This is a genomic window from Psychrobacillus sp. FSL H8-0484, assembly GCF_038005325.1.
Lineage (GTDB): Bacteria > Bacillota > Bacilli > Bacillales_A > Planococcaceae > Psychrobacillus.
The window spans coordinates 2,805,563-2,825,932 of the sequence record NZ_JBBOSZ010000001.1 but is presented as its reverse complement, the minus strand read 5'-3'; the positions used below and the strand labels follow the sequence as shown (position 1 = coordinate 2,825,932).

Here is a 20,370-nt window from a genome sequence, read left to right as displayed (position 1 = left end):
AATTGATCAAAAGATAAACAAAATAGGAAAGTAGGTTAAACATTTGAAGCCAATGCTTTTAACTGTTGCAACAGAAATACCTTTAGGGAAAGACTGGCTGTATGAAGTAAAATATGATGGTTTTCGATGCATATTAGAATGGGAAGATGAACCTATTCTTATAAGTAGAAATGGAAATATACTTAATGCGATGTTTCCGGAGATTATTAGCTTCTGTCATGAAATGTATGAACGAATAAAACCTTTCCTACCCTTGACACTAGACGGAGAGTTGGTAAATCTAACGAATCATTTTCAAAGTAACTTTTCAATTGTTCAATTAAGAGGACGCATGCGCAACCAAGAGGTGATTGAGAAGCACGCAAAAGCATTTCCTTGCCATTTTATTGTATTTGATATACTGAATTATCATGGAGAAAATCGAACAAGTGACTCTCTTACTACTCGCAAGAAGCAACTTCATACACTATTTCAAAAGCTTCATCTTCCTATTTCTACAAACTATGAGGACATAAATCGAATTCAACTAATTGATGTGTTTCATGATAGTGATGTTTTATGGAACAAGATCGTTGTGAATCATGGTGAAGGAATAGTAGCCAAGCATCAAACGAGTAGCTGGAATAGCGATAAACGAACGATTAACTGGTTAAAAATAAAAAATTGGCGATATATAAGTGTAATCTTAATAAAATATGACGAAAGCAATAACTATTTCCATGGAGCAGTATACGAAAAAGAGGTGCTTGTAGAAGTAGTAACTTTCCGTCATGGCCTACAAGAAGGGGAGTTACATACATTAAAAACGTTGTTTCAAACTAATGGCACAAAAAGGACTGCAAGCACGTGGGAGATTGAACCGTCCATCTGTGTAGAGATAGCTTGTATAGACTTCGATGGAAAAAGTTTACGAGAACCACGGTTCCATGGATTTAATCTAGATAAAGAGCCTGGTGATTGTAGTTGGCAGCAAATGCAACGACAATTGTATCCACTTCCTGAAAAGCTACAAGTGACGCATCCGGAAAAACCTATTTGGCCAGCTAATGGTATTCAAAAAGACGATTACTTGTTTTATTTACAACATATATCTCCATATATACTTCCTTTTTTACGTGACCGTCAATTGACTGTTATTCGTTATCCACATGGCGTAATAGGTGAAAGTTTTTATCAAAAAAATTGGCCAGATCATCTTCCAGGCTTTATTGCAACGGAGCAGGTGGATGATATCCGTTATGTACTCTGTAATGATGTGGAATCCTTACTTTGGTTAGGAAATCAGCTGGCGTTAGAATTTCATATTCCTTTTCAACCTACTCAAACGGCTAAGCCAACCGAAATAGTATTTGACCTGGATCCGCCTTCTGTTCATGAGTTTTCATTAGCTATTGAAGCAGCTATACGAATGAAAGCTATTTTTGATCATTTTGAGCTCCCATCATTTGTGAAAACGTCCGGAGGGAAAGGGTTGCAAATTTATATCCCTTTACCAATAGATACTTATTCGTACGAAGACACTCGTTTATTTACGAAATTTGTTTGTGATTTTTTATGTGAGCAGGAACCACAATGGTTTACAACGGAGCGGCTGAAAAAGAATCGGCATCATAAATTGTACTTGGACTATGTTCAGCATCAGGAAGGGAAAACGATTGTAGCACCATATTCTCCAAGGGGAAATGAGCGGGGGCTTGTTGCTACACCATTAAATTGGGATGAGATATGTGAATCTTTAAGGCCAGATTTATTTTCCATCCCTTCTGTTCTAGAACGAATAAAGAAAAAGGGTAATCCATTTCGAGACTTTCGACAAAAAATAGATAATGAGCAATTTGCAGTTGTGCTTAGCCAACTAAAAGAACTATTAAATTCTAAAAAATAATAACTTTCATGTTTATTTCTTAAATCAGCGGGAATATAAGGACTAAGCTACTTTACTAGCTTACAGACTGTAGACAAACTCAATTTTTGGTGCATAGAGTTGTATATTAAATTCGGCAAGGACCACCACTTCGCTTTCCGTGGGCTTGGCTTCAGCCTCCTCGTCACTGCGTTCCTGTGGGGTCTTCTGCTCAAGCTGTTCCCACAGGAGTCTTCTTTACTAGCCTAATTTTTTTTAGAGAAGGATTAAATTTATGACTATCAAAGAAAACGATTCAAAAAGAAAGTATAGGGAAGAAGAGGAGCATTAACACGAAGAAGCTACCTCCAAAAAGTAGGGACAACAAAATGGCGGAGAACGTGATTTTAGTTTAGACGATACAACAAGCAGACAAAAAGATAGTAGAAGAGCTTGACATACTAAAAACTAAAGTTGGTTGGTTAGCGTTAGCCTAACTTTATTTAGTTGGAAGTATGAAATAAAGGAAGGATATCCTTTGTCTATCTTTGACTTTTAGGATATCCTTTTTCTTTGTACTATGCTCTTTTAACTTCTAGAAAACAACAGTCTAATTTAACATAGAATTGTACAAAGATAAGATAGTACATAAAATCGAAGTTCCTTGAATCCAGTGTTCGTGATATTTTGTAGGTTGAGATACTCTAATGAATTACATGTTTGTTTGCAAGTACTTTAAAGAACCACGATTAAGAAAATAATTCTCTACCTCATTTCTCACACTTGTAATATCACTAATGATGAAAAAATAGAGAGGGCAATTGATTGTAGTGAAAGACGGCGACTCCAGCGGGAATAGCATGAGCTGAAGGCCCCGCAGGAGCGAAAGCGACGAGGAGACTGAAGCCGTGCCCGCGGAAAGCGTCCGTCTGGAACGGAAATCAATACATTAGAAAAAAGACCATCTCTCAGTCAATGTATGACTTTAGTGACATCCCCTTATAAGTCTTCGATTATGAATGAGACAATGAAAATAACATGGTATAGTATTATGTATACATAGAACGTAAAGGCGGGCGATTAAATTGAAGAAAAAGCATCGTTTCCTTCAAAAAAAGGAAAACGTGATTGTTTTTCCTGGAATGGTAGAAACTTTAATTGCAGATGGTTTAGCGTTTGCGGAAGAAAGTAATTATATAAAAGCAGCATTGTGTTTTGATGAGGCAAAAAAGTATATTAAATTAGATGATATGATTCTGAGTGTGTATGTTCTCACGTTATTAGAAACAAGACGACCTCGAGAAGCGAAAGAGATATGTGAGAGTTTATTAGCGGAAAAGTCTCCCGTATTTGAACAAATGGTCGAATTATATTTAACGATATTAGTGGAGTTGAAAGAATATAAAGAACTCGATCATGTATTAATTCGTTTACTTAGAGACTATAACTTTTCACAAGATCGAATAAATAGTCTTCTCCAGTTAAAAGACTTGAGCATAAGACTTGCAGCTGAACAAGATATATTAATAGAAGTCGAAGATAGTCCTCTCGTGATCGAAATGGAAAAAGAAAAACTCGAGCTCGAATACTTTACAAGTCTTCGTTTTCCACAGCAAGAACAATTGTTACAACAGGCTTTTCACAAAAATATAATAGATTCAATTTCGGAGATTAAAGCAATTGCGGAAAGTGAAAGTATAGCTCCAACGATCCAAACACTAGCTCTTTTACTTCTTGGCAGTGCTGAGGTAAGCGATGAAGTTACAATGAAAAAGTTTGGTTTCAAGGGAAAAGTAAATCCTTCTGTACTTCCTGCTAATACAGCTATAGGCCGCAGAGATGCCATTACAGAGTATGTGCATGAATTCTTACAAAAAGATCCTTCCAAACTTGCATTAACGACAGAACTAGTGCATCGTCATGCATATGCCTTATTTCCTTTTGAGTGGGAAGGCTATCAGGATGAAACGGTTGCTTTAACGTATATTGATTATGTAGATACATTATTTGGAATAGGTTCATTGCAATCAAATCCGTTATTGGATTTAATCAAATTAGTGGAAGATTCTTTAGAAGTAGTAGATAATGAATAATGTTGAAACTCTAGTCATCTATGCTATAATATACAAGTTGTCAATATAATTAGTGTAAAACTGTCCTGTACTTGAAAATACAGGCTGCTAAATTATTGTAATTTATTTTTGGAGGTAGAATATATGTCAATGGATTTGTCAGTTAAATGGGAAAAACAAGAAGGAAACAATGGTTTACTAACTGTTGAAGTTACTGCAGAAGAAGTTTCAAAAGGATTAGATCAAGCGTTTAAAAAAGTAGTAAAACAAATTAACGTACCAGGTTTCCGTAAAGGGAAAATGCCTCGTCAAATGTTTGAAAAAATGTATGGTGTGGAATCTTTATTCCAAGATGCTTTAGATATCATTCTTCCACATGCTTATGGTCATGCAGTTGAAGATGCTGGAATTGATCCTGTAGATCAACCAGAAATTGACATCGTAACTATGGAAAAAGGACAACCTTTAGTATTTACTGCTAAAGTTGTTGTAAAACCTGAAGTTACATTAGGAGATTACAAAGGTCTTGAAGTAACAAAATTAGATGAAACTGTTACAGACGAAGAAATTGAAGAGCAATTAAAAAGCCAACAAGCTCGTTTAGCTGAATTAGTTGTTAAAGAAGATGCTATCGTTGAAGGCGATACTGCTGTAATCGACTTTGAAGGTTTCGTTGATGAAGTTGCATTCGAAGGTGGAGCAGGAACAGATTACGCATTAGAAATCGGTTCTAACTCTTTCATTCCAGGATTTGAAGAGCAATTAGTTGGTTTGAAAACTGGTGACGCAAAAGACGTGGAAGTAACTTTCCCAGAAGAATACCATGCAGCTGAATTAGCTGGCAAACCAGCAGTATTTAAAGTAACTATTAAAGAAGTAAAAGGGAAAGAACTTCCTGAATTAAACGATGATTTTGCTAAAGAAGTAGATGCTGAAGTTGAAGGTATCGATGGATTACGTGCAAAATTAAAAGAAGCTGCTGCTGAACAGAAGAAACAATCATCCGCACAAAATCTTCGCGATGATTTAGTAGAAGTTGCTGCAGCAAACGCAACAATCGATATTCCTGAAGCTATGATTCAGTCAGAAACTGACCGTATGCTACAAGAATTTGGTCAACGTTTAGAGCAACAAGGCATGAATTTAGACCTTTACTACCAATTCTCTGGTCAAGACGAAGCTGCTTTACGCGCTCAAATGGCTGAAGATGCGAAAACTCGTGTGAAAGTTTCTTTAACACTTGAAGCAATCGCTTTAAAAGAAGAACTTCAAGCTTCAGAAGAAGATATCACTGCAGAACTTGAAAAAATGGCTACACAATTTAACATGGCTGCTGAAGACATTAAAAAAGCACTTGGTGGTACTGAAGTTCTTGCTAATGACCTTCGTTTCCAAAAAACAGTTGAATTCTTAGTAGAAAACGCTAAAATTTCATAATTTGTCATTAAAGCGTTATAATATAAAACAAGGTACAGGAAATTGTCTGTGCCTTGTTTTATACCATACATAGTGTACCTGTCGTATAAAACATACTTAAACTTATTATTTGATTCCGTGTTAAGAATCTTGTAAGATAATGGCTTGAATAGGGGTGAATATTTTGTTTAAATTCAATGATGAAAAAGGGAATTTAAAATGTTCTTTTTGTGGAAAACCACAAGAGCAAGTTCGCAAGCTAGTTGCGGGACCAGGTGTATATATTTGTGATGAATGTATCGATTTGTGTTCTGAAATCGTAGAGGAAGAACTTGGAATAGAAGAAGCAGTAGAATTTAAAGAAGTTCCAAAACCAAAAGAGATTTTAGCTATTCTAAATGAGTATGTAATTGGCCAAGAACGAGCAAAAAAATCACTTGCTGTTGCTGTCTATAACCATTACAAACGCATTAATTCCAATAGCGTAATTGATGAAGTAGAACTATCCAAATCAAATATAGTTTTAATTGGTCCTACAGGTAGTGGTAAAACATTATTAGCTCAAACTTTAGCGCGTATATTGAACGTACCATTTGCTATTGCTGACGCTACTTCTTTAACGGAAGCAGGATATGTTGGAGAAGATGTAGAGAATATTCTATTAAAGCTTATTCAATCTGCAGACTACGACATTGAACGAGCAGAAAAAGGGATAATCTATATCGACGAAATAGATAAAGTAGCACGTAAATCTGAAAATCCTTCGATTACTCGAGATGTTTCAGGTGAAGGTGTTCAACAAGCACTTCTTAAAATCTTGGAAGGTACAGTGGCTAGTGTTCCACCGCAAGGCGGACGGAAGCATCCACACCAAGAATTCATTCAAATCGACACAACGAATATTTTATTTATCGTTGGAGGAGCATTTGATGGAATTGAACAAATTATTAAGCGTCGCCTAGGTGAAAAAGTGATTGGTTTCGGTGCAGATCCAAACAAAGCTCAAGTGGAAGCGGGTTCTGTACTTGCTCAGTTAATCCCAGAGGATTTATTGAAATTTGGACTTATCCCAGAGTTTATTGGTCGTTTACCAGTACTTGCAAGCTTAGAGCAGTTAGATGATAAAGCGCTTGTACAAATATTAACTGAGCCTAAAAACGCACTTGTAAAGCAATATCAAAAAATGATTGAATTGGATAATGTTAAGTTAACATTTGAAGATGATGCATTAGTGGAGATTGCAAAGCAAGCTATCGAACGTAAAACAGGTGCTCGTGGTCTTCGTTCTATCATAGAAAACACGATGTTAGATGTGATGTACGAACTACCTTCACGTGAAGATATTGTGGAATGTGTTGTGACGAAAGAAACAATTACAGATCACACACATCCAAAGCTATTATTAGCAGATGGAACTGAAGTAGAAAAAGATAACGAAAAAACATCGGCTTAAATTAGCCATTGAAGAAGCTGGCTTCCAAACTACGCGTGCTTAGCGTAAGCAAGGATGTCAGCTTTTTCTCCTTATGTGAGGATTCGTATTAACTGTCGGTTAATAATACATTCCTTAAATGATACGCTGTAACTGTATTATTACTTGATAAATCGGACAGAATAAGATGGAGGTGACTTCCCCAGATGACAAAAAACAATGTGACATATTATCCATTATTACCACTAAGAGGATTATTTTTATATCCAACCATGATTCTGCATATAGATATTGGACGCGATCGTTCAATCGCAGCTTTAAATGAAGCAATGGAGCGTGAAGAAAAATTATTTCTTTCTGCTCAGAGAGATATGAGCATAGAACAACCGACTGAACCAGAATTATATAATGTCGGTATTTTAGCGCATATTAAGCAAATCGTGAAGTTACCAAATGGAACAATGAGAGTCTTAGTAGAGGGTTTGCAACGAGCGATTTGGGACGATTATAAAGTCACAGAAACATTTGATGAGGTAACTGTAACTGCATATAGTGAACCGAAAACAGCAGACAAAGAAGACGAAGCGCTAATGCGTACTTTATTACATAATTTTGAAAAGTATTCAAAGGCATCAAAGCATGTATCGGAAGAAACGTATTTATCCGTTGCAGAAATACAGGAACCTGGTCGATTAGCTGATATGGTTGCATCAAGTTTGCCGCTGAAATTTTCTGGCAAACAAGAAATTTTAGAAATAATAGATGTAAAAGAACGTATAGAAACGCTAATAGGTCAATTGTATAACGAACAAGAGATACTAAATTTAGAAAAGAAAATTCATACACGTGTTAAAAATGCAATGGAAAGAACGCAAAAAGAGTTTTATCTTCGAGAACAAATGAAGGCAATTCAAACAGAGCTTGGCGACAAAGAAGGTAAAACTGGTGAAGTTGCAGAGTTGAAGAAGCGAATTGAAAAAGCGGGTCTTCCAGAAACAACTAAAATGAATGTCTTAAAAGAATTGGGGCGTTATGAAAAATTACCGACTCAAGCACCAGAAAGTGGTGTCATTCGGAATTATATTGAATGGATTGTTTCTATTCCATGGTCAAAATCAACGGAAGATCAGTTAGATATTAAGCGTTCTGAACAAATTTTAAATCGTGATCACGATGGATTAGAACCTGTAAAAGAACGAATACTAGAATATTTAGCTGTTCGCCAATTAACGAAATCCTTGCGTGGACCAATTCTTTGTTTAGCTGGACCACCTGGAGTAGGGAAAACTTCGCTTGCAAAGTCAATTGCGGAATCTTTGGGACGTAATTTTGTTCGGATTTCATTAGGCGGGGTTCGTGATGAATCGGAAATTCGAGGGCATCGTAGAACTTATGTAGGTTCGATGCCGGGTCGTATTATTCAAGGGATGAAAAAAGCAGGGACGATCAATCCACTTATTTTATTAGATGAAATTGATAAAATGTCCAATGATTTTAGAGGAGACCCTTCTGCAGCGATGTTAGAAGTGCTTGATCCTGAACAAAATAATACGTTTAGTGACCATTATATTGAAGAAACATATGATTTATCCAATGTATTATTTATTGCCACTGCCAATGATCTAAGTACCATTCCAGGTCCATTAAGAGACCGTATGGAAATTATTTCTATTGCAGGGTACACGGAAATCGAGAAGCTTTCTATTGCGAAAAATCATTTATTACCAAAGCAATTAAAAGAACATGGTTTGAAGAAATCGCAGCTTCAAGTTAAAGAGGACGCTCTATTAGATGTTATTCGATATTATACACGAGAAGCTGGGGTACGAAGTTTAGAGCGTGTGATGGCAAATATTTGCCGAAAAGCCGCACTTCAAATTGTTTCCCTTGATAAAAAGCGTGTATCGATTACGACCAAAAATTTAGAAGACATCATTGGTAAAAGAAAATTCCGATATGGACAAGCAGAAACAGAAAATCAAATTGGAGTGGCAACAGGACTTGCATACACAACGGTCGGTGGAGATACACTTCAAATAGAAGTGTCGTTATCGGCTGGAACAGGCAAACTCCAATTGACAGGTAAGCTTGGCGATGTCATGAAAGAATCTGCTCAAACTGCATTATCTTATGTTCGCTCAAAAGCAGAAGCATTTGGAATTGATCCAACCTTCCATGAAAACAAGGATATTCATATTCATGTTCCAGAAGGAGCGGTTCCGAAAGATGGACCTTCTGCGGGAGTAACAATGGTTACTGCTTTAGTTTCCGCTTTGTCGAAACGTCCAATTCGTCGTGAAGTGGGGATGACTGGAGAAGTAACACTGAGAGGCCGAGTATTACCGATCGGCGGTTTAAAAGAAAAAACATTAAGTGCACATCGCGCAGGTTTAACGACTATCATTTGTCCACAAGACAATGAACGCGATATTGAAGATATTCCGGAAAGTGTTCGCGAAGTATTAACGTTTCATTTTGTTTCCGATGCTGAAGAGGTGCTTCAAATAGCATTAGAGGAGGCAAAATAATGAAAATTCATAACGTAGAACTACTTATAAGTGCTGTAAGACCAGCTCAATATCCAGAAGGGGACTTACCCGAATTTGCTCTAGCAGGACGTTCGAATGTTGGGAAATCTTCTTTCATTAATAAAATGATTGGTCGAAAAAGCATGGCGCGTATTTCATCTAAACCAGGGAAAACACAAACATTAAATTTTTATAAGCTGGAGGAAGATTTAATTTTTGTGGATGTACCTGGATATGGTTACGCGAAAGTATCAAAATCAGAGCGTGCAGCGTGGGGTAAAATGATTGAGACGTATTTTACCTCTCGTAATGTGTTAAAAGCGGTTGTAGTAATTGTCGATTTAAGACATCCACCAAGTGCTGATGATTGCATGATGTACGACTTTTTGAAGCACTACAATATCCCTTGTATCGTAATTGCAACAAAGGCCGATAAAATTCCTAAAGGGAAATGGGATAAGCATAAAAAGATGGTAAAAGATGAATTGCAAATGGACAAAAATGACCCATTAATTGTATTTTCATCGGAAACAGGATTAGGCTTTGACGCTGCTTGGGCAGAAATAGAGAGCAGAATGTAATTACATACTGTTGTTAAACGCACTTTATTCGTTCTAAGTATCTAACTATAATGTAAGATTAGAACTGGTCTTTAGGAAATTATATTTTCTATACGACCAGTTTTAATATTTTGTACTGTTATGCAAGATAGCGTCCTTTTAATGGGGTTAGTTAGAAATTTATTAATTAGTTTTTTAGAATAGTTAGACTTCAATAAATTTGGGCAGAATGATTGTATCGGTATATAGTATTTGCTATTATTAATTTATAATAATTCTAATTAACATTTCATAGCTTGTTCACAAATGTATAATAAATGAAAGAAAAGCTATGATATAATAGGACTATGAAATGAACGTGAAAGGGTGACATGATTCCATGCATACAATCGTGGTTGGTGTCAATTACCGTACTGCTCCTGTCGAAATTCGAGAAAAGCTGTCATTTGTTGAAAATGAGCTACCGAATGCGATGCAAGCATTACAGGATCAAAAAAGTGTATTAGAAAACGTCATAGTCTCTACTTGTAATCGTACGGAGATTTATGCAACCGTAGATCAATTGCATACAGGGAAATACTATGTAAAGCAGTTTTTAGCCAATTGGTTTGATATACCTTTAGAAGACCTGTCTAGCTATTTGATTATTCACGAGGACGACCAAGCGAATAATCATTTATTTCGTGTAATAGCAGGTATTGATTCGATGGTACTTGGTGAAACACAAATTCTAGGACAAGTAAAAAAGAGCTTTCTAAATGGACAAGAAAATGGAACAACAGGTACTGTTTTCAACCAATTATTTAAACAAGCAGTGACGTTTGCAAAACGTGCCCATGCGGAAACGGGAATTGGTGAAAATGCTGTTTCAGTTTCTTATGCAGCAGTAGAACTAGGAAAGAAAATTTTCGGTTCTTTAAACAATAAGCATGTCGTGATTTTAGGTGCAGGGAAAATGGGAGAGCTTGCGATTCAAAACTTGCACGGAAGTGGTGCAGGAAGAGTGACGGTAATTAACCGTACATTTGAAAAAGCGAAAGAGCTTGCGGCTAAGTTTGATGGAAACGCCAAGCCAATGGACGAGCTTCAATGTGCATTGCTCGAAGCTGATATTCTAATCAGTTCAACTGGCGCAACAGAATATGTTATTGACTTTGAATTAATGCAATTTGTTGATCGCTTGCGTAAAGGGAAACCATTATTTATGGTAGATATTGCTGTACCTCGTGATTTAGATCCACGTATTGGTGATTTACCAAATGTATTCTTATACGACATCGATGATCTACAAGGAATTGTAGAAGCAAACTTAGCGGAACGTGAACGTGCTGCAGCACAAATTAATAAAATGATTGAAGCAGAAATTGTTCAATTTAATGATTGGGTAACAACACTTGGGGTCGTACCAATTATTTCGGCGTTGCGCCAAAAAGCGAATAGAATTCAAACGGAAACGATGAATTCTATTGAAAATAAAATGCCGAATTTAACCGATCGTGAACGAAAAATTCTAAATAAGCATACGAAATCGATTATTAACCAACTTATAAAAGATCCAATCTTGCAGGTAAAAGAATTATCTACAGGAAAAGGGTCAGCTGACCAGCTTAAACTATTCCAACAGATTTTCGGAATTGAAGAAGATGTGCAAAATGAAATTGTCGTTCAAGCAGAAAAAGCGAAAATTAATTTAAAACAGTCACTGGTGGAATCAAAAGATTTAGAAGGAAATTTATCATTTAACTAAGTAAAGGGAGGCGTTTTTGTATCTTATGGAAACTAATAGATATATGAAACGCCTTTTTATTGTGTAAAGGGAGAATAGTATGTCTGATTTGACGATGACAAGGCTACACGAGATAATGGTCATCCTCCAATCCGTTAGCCTTGTTTTTTATTTTATTGATTATTTGAATAAAGAGCGTCTAGCTCATCGCATTGCAGTGGGGCTGCTCTCCATTGTGTGGTTATTGCAAACGGTGTTCTTGGTTATGTATATGGTGGAAATGAAGCGCTTTCCAATACTCTCCTTATTTGAGGGGATTTACTTTTATGCATGGCTAATCATTTTGTTGTCACTTGTGCTACAATTCGTATTTCGTTTAGATTTGCCAGCATTCTTTTTGAATATCATTGGGTTCATCTTTATGACCATCCACACATTTGCACCAAATCAAATGGAACAGTCTCATGTTGGTGATGCACTTCGATCTGAATTATTATTTATTCATATCACGTTTGCATTTTTAGCATATGCAGCTTTTGCTTTAGCGTTTGTTTTTTCTATTTTATACTTGATATTGTTTCGAGTTTTAAAAAAGAAAAAGTGGACAAAGCAATTTTCAAGATTACCCTCCCTGAATCAAGCGGAGAATGGCATGACAATGTCCATTGTGACTGGCATTCCTTTATTGTTTGTAAGTTTAGTTCTAGGGTTACAATGGGGATATGTATCAATAGAAATGTTCTCTATTTTTGATTTCAAGATTGTCAATTCCTTTATAGTATTAGTTATTTATATTGTTGTGCTATTACTTAGGAAACGAGCAACTTTTATCGGGACAAACTATGCTTGGATTCACATATATGCATTTTTATTTGTCTTAATAAATTTTTTATTGGGTAGTCAATTATCACAATTCCATTTATGGTATTAAAGAGAGGTAGCGAAATAATGCGTAAAATTATCGTAGGTTCTAGAAGAAGTAAATTAGCTCTGACACAAACCAACTGGTTTATTCAACAAATGAAAGATATGGGAGCTCCCTTTGAATTTGAAGTGAAAGAAATTGTTACAAAAGGGGACCAAATCTTAGATGTAACGTTATCTAAAGTTGGGGGTAAAGGGCTTTTTGTAAAAGAGATTGAACAAGCTTTATATGATAAAGAAATTGACTTTGCAGTACATAGTATGAAAGATATGCCATCTGTATTACCAGCAGGATTAGTCATGGGATGTACGCCTAAACGGGTTGACGAGCGTGATGCATTTATCTCTACTGGTAATGTGAAATTTGCGGACCTTCCATCAGGTGCTATTGTGGGAACAAGTAGTTTAAGAAGAAGTGCGCAATTATTATTATTACGTCCGGATATCGAAATTAAATGGATTCGTGGGAATGTAGATACTCGATTACAAAAGCTGAAAGATGGCGAATATGATGCTATTATCTTAGCGGCAGCAGGACTAAAACGTCTTGGTTGGAGTGATGAAGTAGTAACGGAATATTTATCAACTGAAGATTGTGTGCCGGCTGTTGGACAAGGGGCTCTTGCGATAGAATGTCGTGAGGATGACGCTGAGTTATTAGCAGAACTTCGTAAGCTTTCCGATGAAGATACATGGAATGCTGTTCATGCGGAACGAGCATTTTTAGCAGCTATGGACGGTGGATGTCAAGTGCCGATTGCAGGCTATGCGACGATCAATGGTGATGAAATTACAATTACAGGTTTAGTTGCAGCTCCAGATGCATCTATTGTATACAAAGAAGTAATCACAGGTAAGGATGCAGAAGCAGCTGGTAAAGAAGTTGCTCGTCTTATTACAGAGCAAGGAGCATACGAACTAATCCAAAAAGTTAAGGCAGATTTAAATGTCTAAAGTCTTTCCTTTGCAGGATGAGTTTGTCATCTTTACTGGAATACCAAGATCAAAAGAAGCAGCGGACCTTACCTCAGGGCTTGGTGGAACAGCGGTAATTGCACCACTTATATCAACAGCAGAGATCGTTTCGACAGAGGATGAAAAGAAGCTTCTAGAAAGCCAAATGTACAATTGGTTTATTTTTACGAGTCAAAGCAGCGTGCAGGCTTTTCATGAAAAAATGAAACGCTATAAGCTAGATATCTCGTTTTTTCAAGCGAGAATTGCTGTAGTTGGCTCTCAAACAGCTTCTGCTATGGAGAGAATAGGCTTTACTGTAGATTTTACTCCAAAAACGTTTAGCGCCGATGAATTTGTGCGGGAATTTCCTGCTTTCGTCTCAGCGGATGATACTTGTTTATTTTTTAGAGGGAATCTTGCAAAGAATACAATCTCAGATGGTTTACCCAATGTTGTAGACGTCTGGACGATTTACGAAACAGTGGAATTGGAAGAAAATAAGGAGCAAGTACGAAAACTTTTAGAAAGTGACCAAAGCTGCTCGATTATTTTTACAAGTCCATCCACTGCCAAAGTATTTCACCAAAGTATTGGACAATATTTGGGTTATAATCGCTACACGATATGTGCAATTGGACATATTACGAAAGACTATTTAAAATCATTAGGTGTTACAGTTCATGTAATGCCAGACACATACACTTTAACAGAAGTAGTCAATAAATTAGCGCAATGGAAAGGGAGAGAGCAATGACAGAATTATTTTTTCAACGTCATCGTCGTTTAAGACAATCAGCTGGCCTACGAGCTATGGTAAAAGAAACTTACTTACATAAAGAAGATTTAATTTATCCGATTTTCGTCATGGATGGAGAAAATATTAAAAATCCAGTAGCTTCTATGCCGGGTGTTTTTCAATTTTCACTAGATCGTTTAGGAGAAGAAGTGGACGAGGTAGTTTCACTAGGTATTCCTTCTGTCATTTTATTTGGACTTCCAGCTGTGAAAGATGCGGTTGGTACACAGGCGTATCATGATCATGGCATCGTGCAAAAAGCAATTCGCTTTATTAAAGAGCGTCATCCTCAATTAGTAGTTATTGCAGATACTTGTCTTTGCGAGTTTACCGATCATGGTCACTGCGGAGTAGTGGATGCAAATGAAAGAATTCTAAATGACCCATCACTTGATTTATTGGCAAAAACAGCAATTAGTCAAGTACAAGCGGGTGCGGATATTATTGCGCCTTCCAATATGATGGACGGCTTTGTTGCTGCTATTCGTCACGGTTTAGATGAGGCAGGTTTTGCAGATGTGCCAATTATGTCTTATGCAGTAAAATATGCCTCAGCCTATTACGGACCTTTCCGTGAAGCTGCAGACGGAGCACCGAAATTTGGCGACCGTAAAACATATCAAATGGATTACTCTAATCGTATGGAAGCAATACGTGAAGCAACATCTGATATCGAAGAAGGAGCCGATTTCTTAATTGTGAAACCAGCACTTTCTTACTTAGACATTATTCGTGATGTGAAAAATAACTTTGCAACTCCAATCGTTGCGTATAATGTAAGTGGAGAATATGCAATGGTGAAAGCTGCTGCTATCAATGGTTGGATTAACGAAAAAGAAATTGTTTTAGAAACGTTAACAGGAATGAAACGTGCAGGAGCAGATATTATTTTAACGTATCATGCTAAAGACGTAGCGCGTTGGTTGGAGGAGAAATAATGACCAAATCATATGAATTATCCAAGCAGGCATTTGCAGAAGCGAAAGAGCTAATGCCAGGTGGCGTAAATAGTCCAGTCCGTGCATTTAAATCCGTAGATATGGACCCTATTTTCATGGAGAGTGGAAAAGGAGCAATTTTAACAGATATAGATGGCAATGAATACATCGATTATGTATTATCATGGGGACCTCTAATTTTAGGTCATACAGAGCCAAATGTAGTGAAAGCGATCCAACAAGTGGCTGAAACAGGCACTAGCTTTGGAGCCTCTACATTAATTGAAAATAAACTTGCCAAACTTGTGATGGAACGCGTCCCATCCATTGAAATGGTACGTATGGTTTCATCAGGCACAGAAGCAACAATGAGCGCACTTCGTTTAGCGCGTGGGTTTACAGGAAGAAACAAAATTTTAAAATTTGAAGGCTGCTACCATGGTCATGGAGATAGCTTACTAATTAAAGCGGGTTCGGGTGTGGCTACACTAGGCTTACCAGATAGTCCAGGTGTTCCTGAATCCATTGCGAAAAACACGATTGCAGTACCTTTTAATGATTTAGAGAGCGTTCGTTACGTATTCGAAAACTTTGGGGACGATTTAGCAGCAGTAATCGTTGAACCAGTTGCAGGAAATATGGGTGTTGTTCCTCCAGTAGAAGGGTTCTTAGAAGGTCTACGCGAACTAACAGAGCAAAATGGAACAGTATTAATTTTTGATGAAGTGATGACTGGCTTCCGTGTTGGATATAATTGTGCACAAGGCTATTTCGGTATTACTCCTGACTTAACATGTCTAGGGAAAGTAATCGGTGGAGGGTTACCAGTTGGTGCTTTCGGTGGGAAACGCGAAATCATGGAAATGATTGCGCCAAGTGGCTCTGTCTATCAGGCTGGAACACTTTCTGGTAATCCACTTGCCATGACTGCAGGATATGAAACATTAACGCGTTTAAACGAAGGATCATATGAGTATTTCATTAAACTTGGTGACTTACTGGAAAAAGGTTTCCGTGAAGCAGCAACGAAATATGATATACCACATACCGTGAATCGCGCAGGATCAATGATTGGTTTCTTCTTTACCAATGAGGACGTAATCTGCTACGATCAGGCGAAAAACTCGGATTTAGATTTATTTGCGAAATATTTCCGTTTGATGGCGGAGGAAGGTATTTATTTACCACCTTCCCAGTTTGAAGGAATGTTCTTATCTAGTGCCCACACAGAGGAGCATATTGAAAAGACTGTTCAAGCTTTCCATACAGTGTTTGAAAAATTATCAGCTAAATAATTTGTAAAAAGCCTTGCATATATTGCGAGGCTTTTTCATATTTTCCAATGTGTTTACATAAGTTGTCCTATATGAAGGAGGATGACAAATGGAAGTGAAAAATTGGGAAGTAAAAGAGCAATTTCGTTTTCCCCAAAGTTTTGGGATACCAAAAGAAATTAAAACGGTGAAAGTAACTCCACAATATGAGCAAAGTGAAGTAGAAGACGCGATTCAAATTGGTGGTATCTATCATATTACTTGTTACGTTAGGTTTGAAGAGGGAGAACATGCCCATCATGGGACAGGTGATTTTACTCAAATTGAGGATCTAGATGTGCAAGGAGAGCTTGGATATTTTGAATATGCAGTACCAATGAGCGTAGATATAAGTAAACAAAAAATCCAAGCAGGTAGCACACCTAGCTTAAGCGTCCAAAATGTCAATTCAAAAACGACAGGCCATGAAGGTATTGAAATATCTTGGATAGTAAACTGTGAATACGAAACGTCAAAAGAACAAATAGTAAAAGCTGACGTACAAGAAGCAGTAGCACAGGAAGAACAGGAAGAACAGGTAGCTCAGGTAGCACAAAAAGAAACAAAAGAATTGAACGCACAGGTACAAGAAGAAAGCGAGAATCTAGAGGAATCGGAGCTTCAATTTATTTTAAATTTAGATGATGGATATTCAAAGCTTACTTTCCCATCAAATTATGTCTTTGTAAAACAAAAAGCAGAAGAAGAGTAGAAAGATAAGTAAAAGAATATCCCAAGTAGTAGGAATAATTAATACACGTATGGTTTGGAAACCACAAATAGGAATAATTATCCCTTTACAATAAAAACGTGTTCTACGAAGCCACTCAGGTAGTAAATACGGGTTATATCTAGGCCCTTTTCTCATGATAATATCCTCCTTTCGCAAGACTGGACTTGACGGCATATAATAGTATTCGATACAATATAAACAACTATATATAGATGCTATGAATGGGAAGAGTAAAATGAACTGGTTTTCAAAAGAAAGGAAACAATTTGCTGAAATGTTTCTGTGAACCACCATTTGAAGGTAGCCCACGAGCAGTATTTGTGAACTAATAGTAGCAAATACCGGTTTGAAGCCGTTATCGAATTGAGAGCGTGATGCGTACTTTTGCATCTGCGAATAAAGGTGGTACCGCGAACAAACTCCTTCGTCCTTTAAGACGAATGGAGTTTTTTTATATTCTTTTTTAGGAGGAACAGAAAATGACAAATGAAACAACGATGCCAACGAAGTATGATCCACAGTCAATTGAAAAAGGTCGCTACGAGTGGTGGCTAGAAGGGAAATACTTCGAAGCACATCCAGAAAGCGATAAGAAGCCTTATACAATCGTAATACCGCCCCCGAATGTAACAGGAAAATTACATTTAGGGCACGCATGGGATACAACTCTGCAAGATATTATTATTCGTATGAAGCGTATGCAAGGATACGACGCATTATGGCTACCTGGTATGGACCATGCAGGTATTGCGACACAAGCAAAAGTAGAAGAAAAGCTACGTTCGGAAAATATTTCTCGCTATGATTTAGGACGTGAAAAATTTGTCGAAGAAACATGGAAATGGAAAGAAGAGTATGCAGGTCATATTCGTGCACAATGGTCAAAACTAGGTTTAGGCTTAGACTACTCTCGAGAACGCTTTACATTAGACGAAGGTCTTTCAAACGCAGTAAAAGAAGTATTCGTGAAGCTGTACAATAAAGGGCTGATTTACCGTGGTGAATATATTATTAACTGGGATCCTGCAACAAAAACTGCACTCTCTGATATCGAAGTAATTCATAAAGATGTACAGGGTGCATTCTATCATATGCATTACCCACTTGCAGATGGTACTGGTTCAATCGACGTTGCGACTACTCGCCCTGAAACAATGCTAGGTGATACTGCGGTTGCAGTTCATCCAGAAGATGACCGTTACAAACATTTAATCGGTAAAACAGTAAAGCTCCCTATCGTTGGTCGTGAAATTCCAATCGTTGGGGATGACTACGTAGATATGGAATTTGGTAGTGGAGCAGTAAAAATTACACCTGCACATGACCCTAACGACTTTGAAATCGGAAATCGTCATAATTTAGAACGTATTTTAGTTATGAATGAAGACGGTACAATGAATAAAAACGCAGCAATTTATGATGGAATGGACCGTTTTGCTTGCCGTAAACAAATCGTAAAAGATTTACAAGACGCTGGTGTTTTATTCAAAATCGAAGAACATATGCATTCAGTAGGACATTCAGAGCGCAGTGGAGCAGTTGTAGAACCATATTTATCAACGCAATGGTTTGTTAAAATGCAACCACTAGCTGAAGAAGCAATCAAATTACAACAAACAGAAGAAAAAGTAAACTTCGTACCAGATCGCTTTGAGAAAACATACTTACGCTGGATGGAAAACCTTCATGATTGGTGTATCTCTAGACAATTATGGTGGGGACATCGAATTCCTGCTTGGTATCATAAAGAAACAGGAGAAATATATGTTGGACACGAAGCTCCAGCAGATGCTGAAAATTGGAAACAAGAAGATGATGTTTTAGATACTTGGTTCTCTTCTGCACTTTGGCCGTTCTCGACATTAGGTTGGCCTAATACAGAAAACGAAGAGTTTAAAAAGTATTATCCAACGAATACACTTGTTACCGGTTATGATATTATATTCTTCTGGGTTTCTCGTATGATTTTCCAAGGGATAGAATTTACAGAAACTCGTCCATTTGAAGATGTATTAATTCATGGACTTGTTCGTGCAGAAGATGGAAGCAAAATGTCGAAATCACTTGGTAATGGTATTGATCCAATGGAAGTAATCGAGCAATACGGTGCCGATTCACTTCGATATTTCTTAAGTACAGGTTCATCTCCAGGGCAAGATTTACGTTATTCTACAGAAAAAGTAGAAGCAGTTTGGAACTTTGCTAATAAGATATGGAATGCTTCTCGATTTGCATTAATGAATATGGACGGCTTGAAATTTGAAGAGATTAATTTGGATGGGAAAAAATCCGTTGCAGATGCTTGGATATTAACTCGTTTGAACGAAACAATTGAACAAGTAACAAGACTTTCAGAGAAGTATGAGTTTGGTGAAGTAGGTCGTGCCCTGTATAACTTCATCTGGGATGATTTATGTGACTGGTACATCGAAATGGCGAAACTACCACTAAATGGGGAAGATGAAGAAGCGAAGAAAATGACACGTTCTGTTCTAGCTTATGTACTAGATAACACGATGCGCTTATTGCATCCATTCATGCCATTCATCACAGAAGAAATTTGGCAAAACCTTCCACATGAAGGAGAGTCCATAACAGTAGCTGCATGGCCAACTGTAAACGAAGCTCTTTCGAATAAAGAAGAAGCTGCTAGCATGAAGCTACTTGCTGAAATTATCCGTTCTGTACGTAATATCCGATCAGAAGTACAAACACCAATGAGTAAAAAAGTGCCATTGTACATTTCAGCTAAAGATGCAGAAACTCTTGCAGTATTAGAAGCAAATGCAAAATATCTAGAGCGTTTCTGTAACCCAGAACCACTTGTAATTGGTCAAAATATTGAAGCACCAGGTCAATGTATGTCGACCGTAGTAACAGGAGCAGAATTATTCCTTCCTTTACAAGGACTAATTGATATCGATGCAGAAAAAGCACGTTTAGAAAAAGAATTAGAAAAATGGGCAAAAGAAGTGAAGCTAGTTCAAGGGAAATTGTCCAATGAACGCTTCGTTTCCAAAGCGCCTGAAGCAGTTGTTGCAGAAGAACGTGCGAAAGAACAAGATTATCTAGAAAAACACGCAACTGTGTTAAAACGATTAGAAGAACTGAAAAACCTGTAAGTAGAGCTTT

Annotated in this window: 14 protein-coding genes and 1 other annotated feature; all 14 genes read left to right on the top strand. The window is 37.2% G+C overall.

Annotated features, from left to right (window positions below; all coding sequences use genetic code 11):
- Nucleotides 1-43 precede the first annotated feature (43 nt).
- A complete protein-coding gene (locus MHH81_RS13745; RefSeq protein ID WP_340922158.1) occupies nucleotides 44-1,885 on the top strand; it encodes a DNA ligase D in 1,842 nt (613 codons plus the stop codon).
- A 1,043-nt stretch (nucleotides 1,886-2,928) separates the two neighbouring features.
- Nucleotides 2,929-3,936, top strand: a complete 1,008-nt coding sequence (locus MHH81_RS13740; RefSeq protein ID WP_340922157.1) for a hypothetical protein — start codon at nucleotides 2,929-2,931, stop codon at nucleotides 3,934-3,936.
- Nucleotides 3,937-4,071: 135 nt separating this feature from the next.
- Entirely contained in the window at nucleotides 4,072-5,352 is a 1,281-nt protein-coding gene (gene tig / locus MHH81_RS13735; RefSeq protein ID WP_340925251.1) for a trigger factor, read from the top strand.
- A 163-nt stretch (nucleotides 5,353-5,515) separates the two neighbouring features.
- Nucleotides 5,516-6,784: an ATP-dependent protease ATP-binding subunit ClpX gene (gene clpX / locus MHH81_RS13730; protein WP_340922156.1), complete on the top strand. Its 1,269-nt coding sequence runs from the start codon at nucleotides 5,516-5,518 to the stop codon at nucleotides 6,782-6,784.
- A 185-nt stretch (nucleotides 6,785-6,969) separates the two neighbouring features.
- Nucleotides 6,970-9,291 (top strand): endopeptidase La, encoded by a 2,322-nt coding sequence (lon, locus tag MHH81_RS13725; protein WP_340922155.1) that lies wholly within the window; start codon nucleotides 6,970-6,972, stop codon nucleotides 9,289-9,291.
- The gene (gene yihA, locus MHH81_RS13720) at nucleotides 9,291-9,872 is read left to right on the top strand and encodes a ribosome biogenesis GTP-binding protein YihA/YsxC (RefSeq protein WP_340922154.1); all 582 of its coding nucleotides are present in this window, start codon (nucleotides 9,291-9,293) and stop codon (nucleotides 9,870-9,872) included. The genes lon and yihA overlap by 1 nt, the downstream gene beginning before the upstream one ends.
- A 358-nt stretch (nucleotides 9,873-10,230) precedes the next feature.
- A complete protein-coding gene (gene hemA, locus MHH81_RS13715; protein ID WP_340922152.1) occupies nucleotides 10,231-11,598 on the top strand; it encodes a glutamyl-tRNA reductase in 1,368 nt (455 codons plus the stop codon).
- A 79-nt stretch (nucleotides 11,599-11,677) separates the two neighbouring features.
- Complete coding sequence (gene ccsA, locus MHH81_RS13710) at nucleotides 11,678-12,508, top strand: cytochrome c biogenesis protein CcsA (RefSeq protein ID WP_340922150.1); 831 nt, start codon at nucleotides 11,678-11,680, stop codon at nucleotides 12,506-12,508.
- Nucleotides 12,509-12,525: 17 nt separating this feature from the next.
- Nucleotides 12,526-13,455 carry a hydroxymethylbilane synthase gene (gene hemC / locus MHH81_RS13705; protein ID WP_340922149.1) on the top strand — a complete coding sequence of 310 codons (930 nt, stop codon included), beginning with the start codon at nucleotides 12,526-12,528 and terminating at the stop codon, nucleotides 13,453-13,455.
- Nucleotides 13,448-14,212 (top strand): uroporphyrinogen-III synthase, encoded by a 765-nt coding sequence (locus MHH81_RS13700; protein WP_340922148.1) that lies wholly within the window; start codon nucleotides 13,448-13,450, stop codon nucleotides 14,210-14,212. Before hemC ends, MHH81_RS13700 begins: the two co-directional genes overlap by 8 nt.
- Nucleotides 14,209-15,192: a porphobilinogen synthase gene (gene hemB / locus MHH81_RS13695; protein ID WP_340922147.1), complete on the top strand. Its 984-nt coding sequence runs from the start codon at nucleotides 14,209-14,211 to the stop codon at nucleotides 15,190-15,192. The genes MHH81_RS13700 and hemB overlap by 4 nt, the downstream gene beginning before the upstream one ends.
- Nucleotides 15,192-16,487: a glutamate-1-semialdehyde 2,1-aminomutase gene (hemL, locus tag MHH81_RS13690; protein ID WP_340922145.1), complete on the top strand. Its 1,296-nt coding sequence runs from the start codon at nucleotides 15,192-15,194 to the stop codon at nucleotides 16,485-16,487. Before hemB ends, hemL begins: the two co-directional genes overlap by 1 nt.
- A gap of 88 nt (nucleotides 16,488-16,575) precedes the next feature.
- The gene (locus tag MHH81_RS13685; RefSeq protein WP_340922143.1) at nucleotides 16,576-17,217 is read left to right on the top strand and encodes a hypothetical protein; all 642 of its coding nucleotides are present in this window, start codon (nucleotides 16,576-16,578) and stop codon (nucleotides 17,215-17,217) included.
- Between the two features lie 229 nt (nucleotides 17,218-17,446).
- Nucleotides 17,447-17,673, top strand: a binding site (T-box leader).
- 44 nt (nucleotides 17,674-17,717) lie between these two features.
- On the top strand, nucleotides 17,718-20,360 hold the full coding sequence (locus tag MHH81_RS13680; protein WP_340922141.1) for a valine--tRNA ligase: 2,643 nt from the start codon (nucleotides 17,718-17,720) through the stop codon (nucleotides 20,358-20,360).
- The last annotated feature ends 10 nt before the right edge of the window (nucleotides 20,361-20,370 follow it).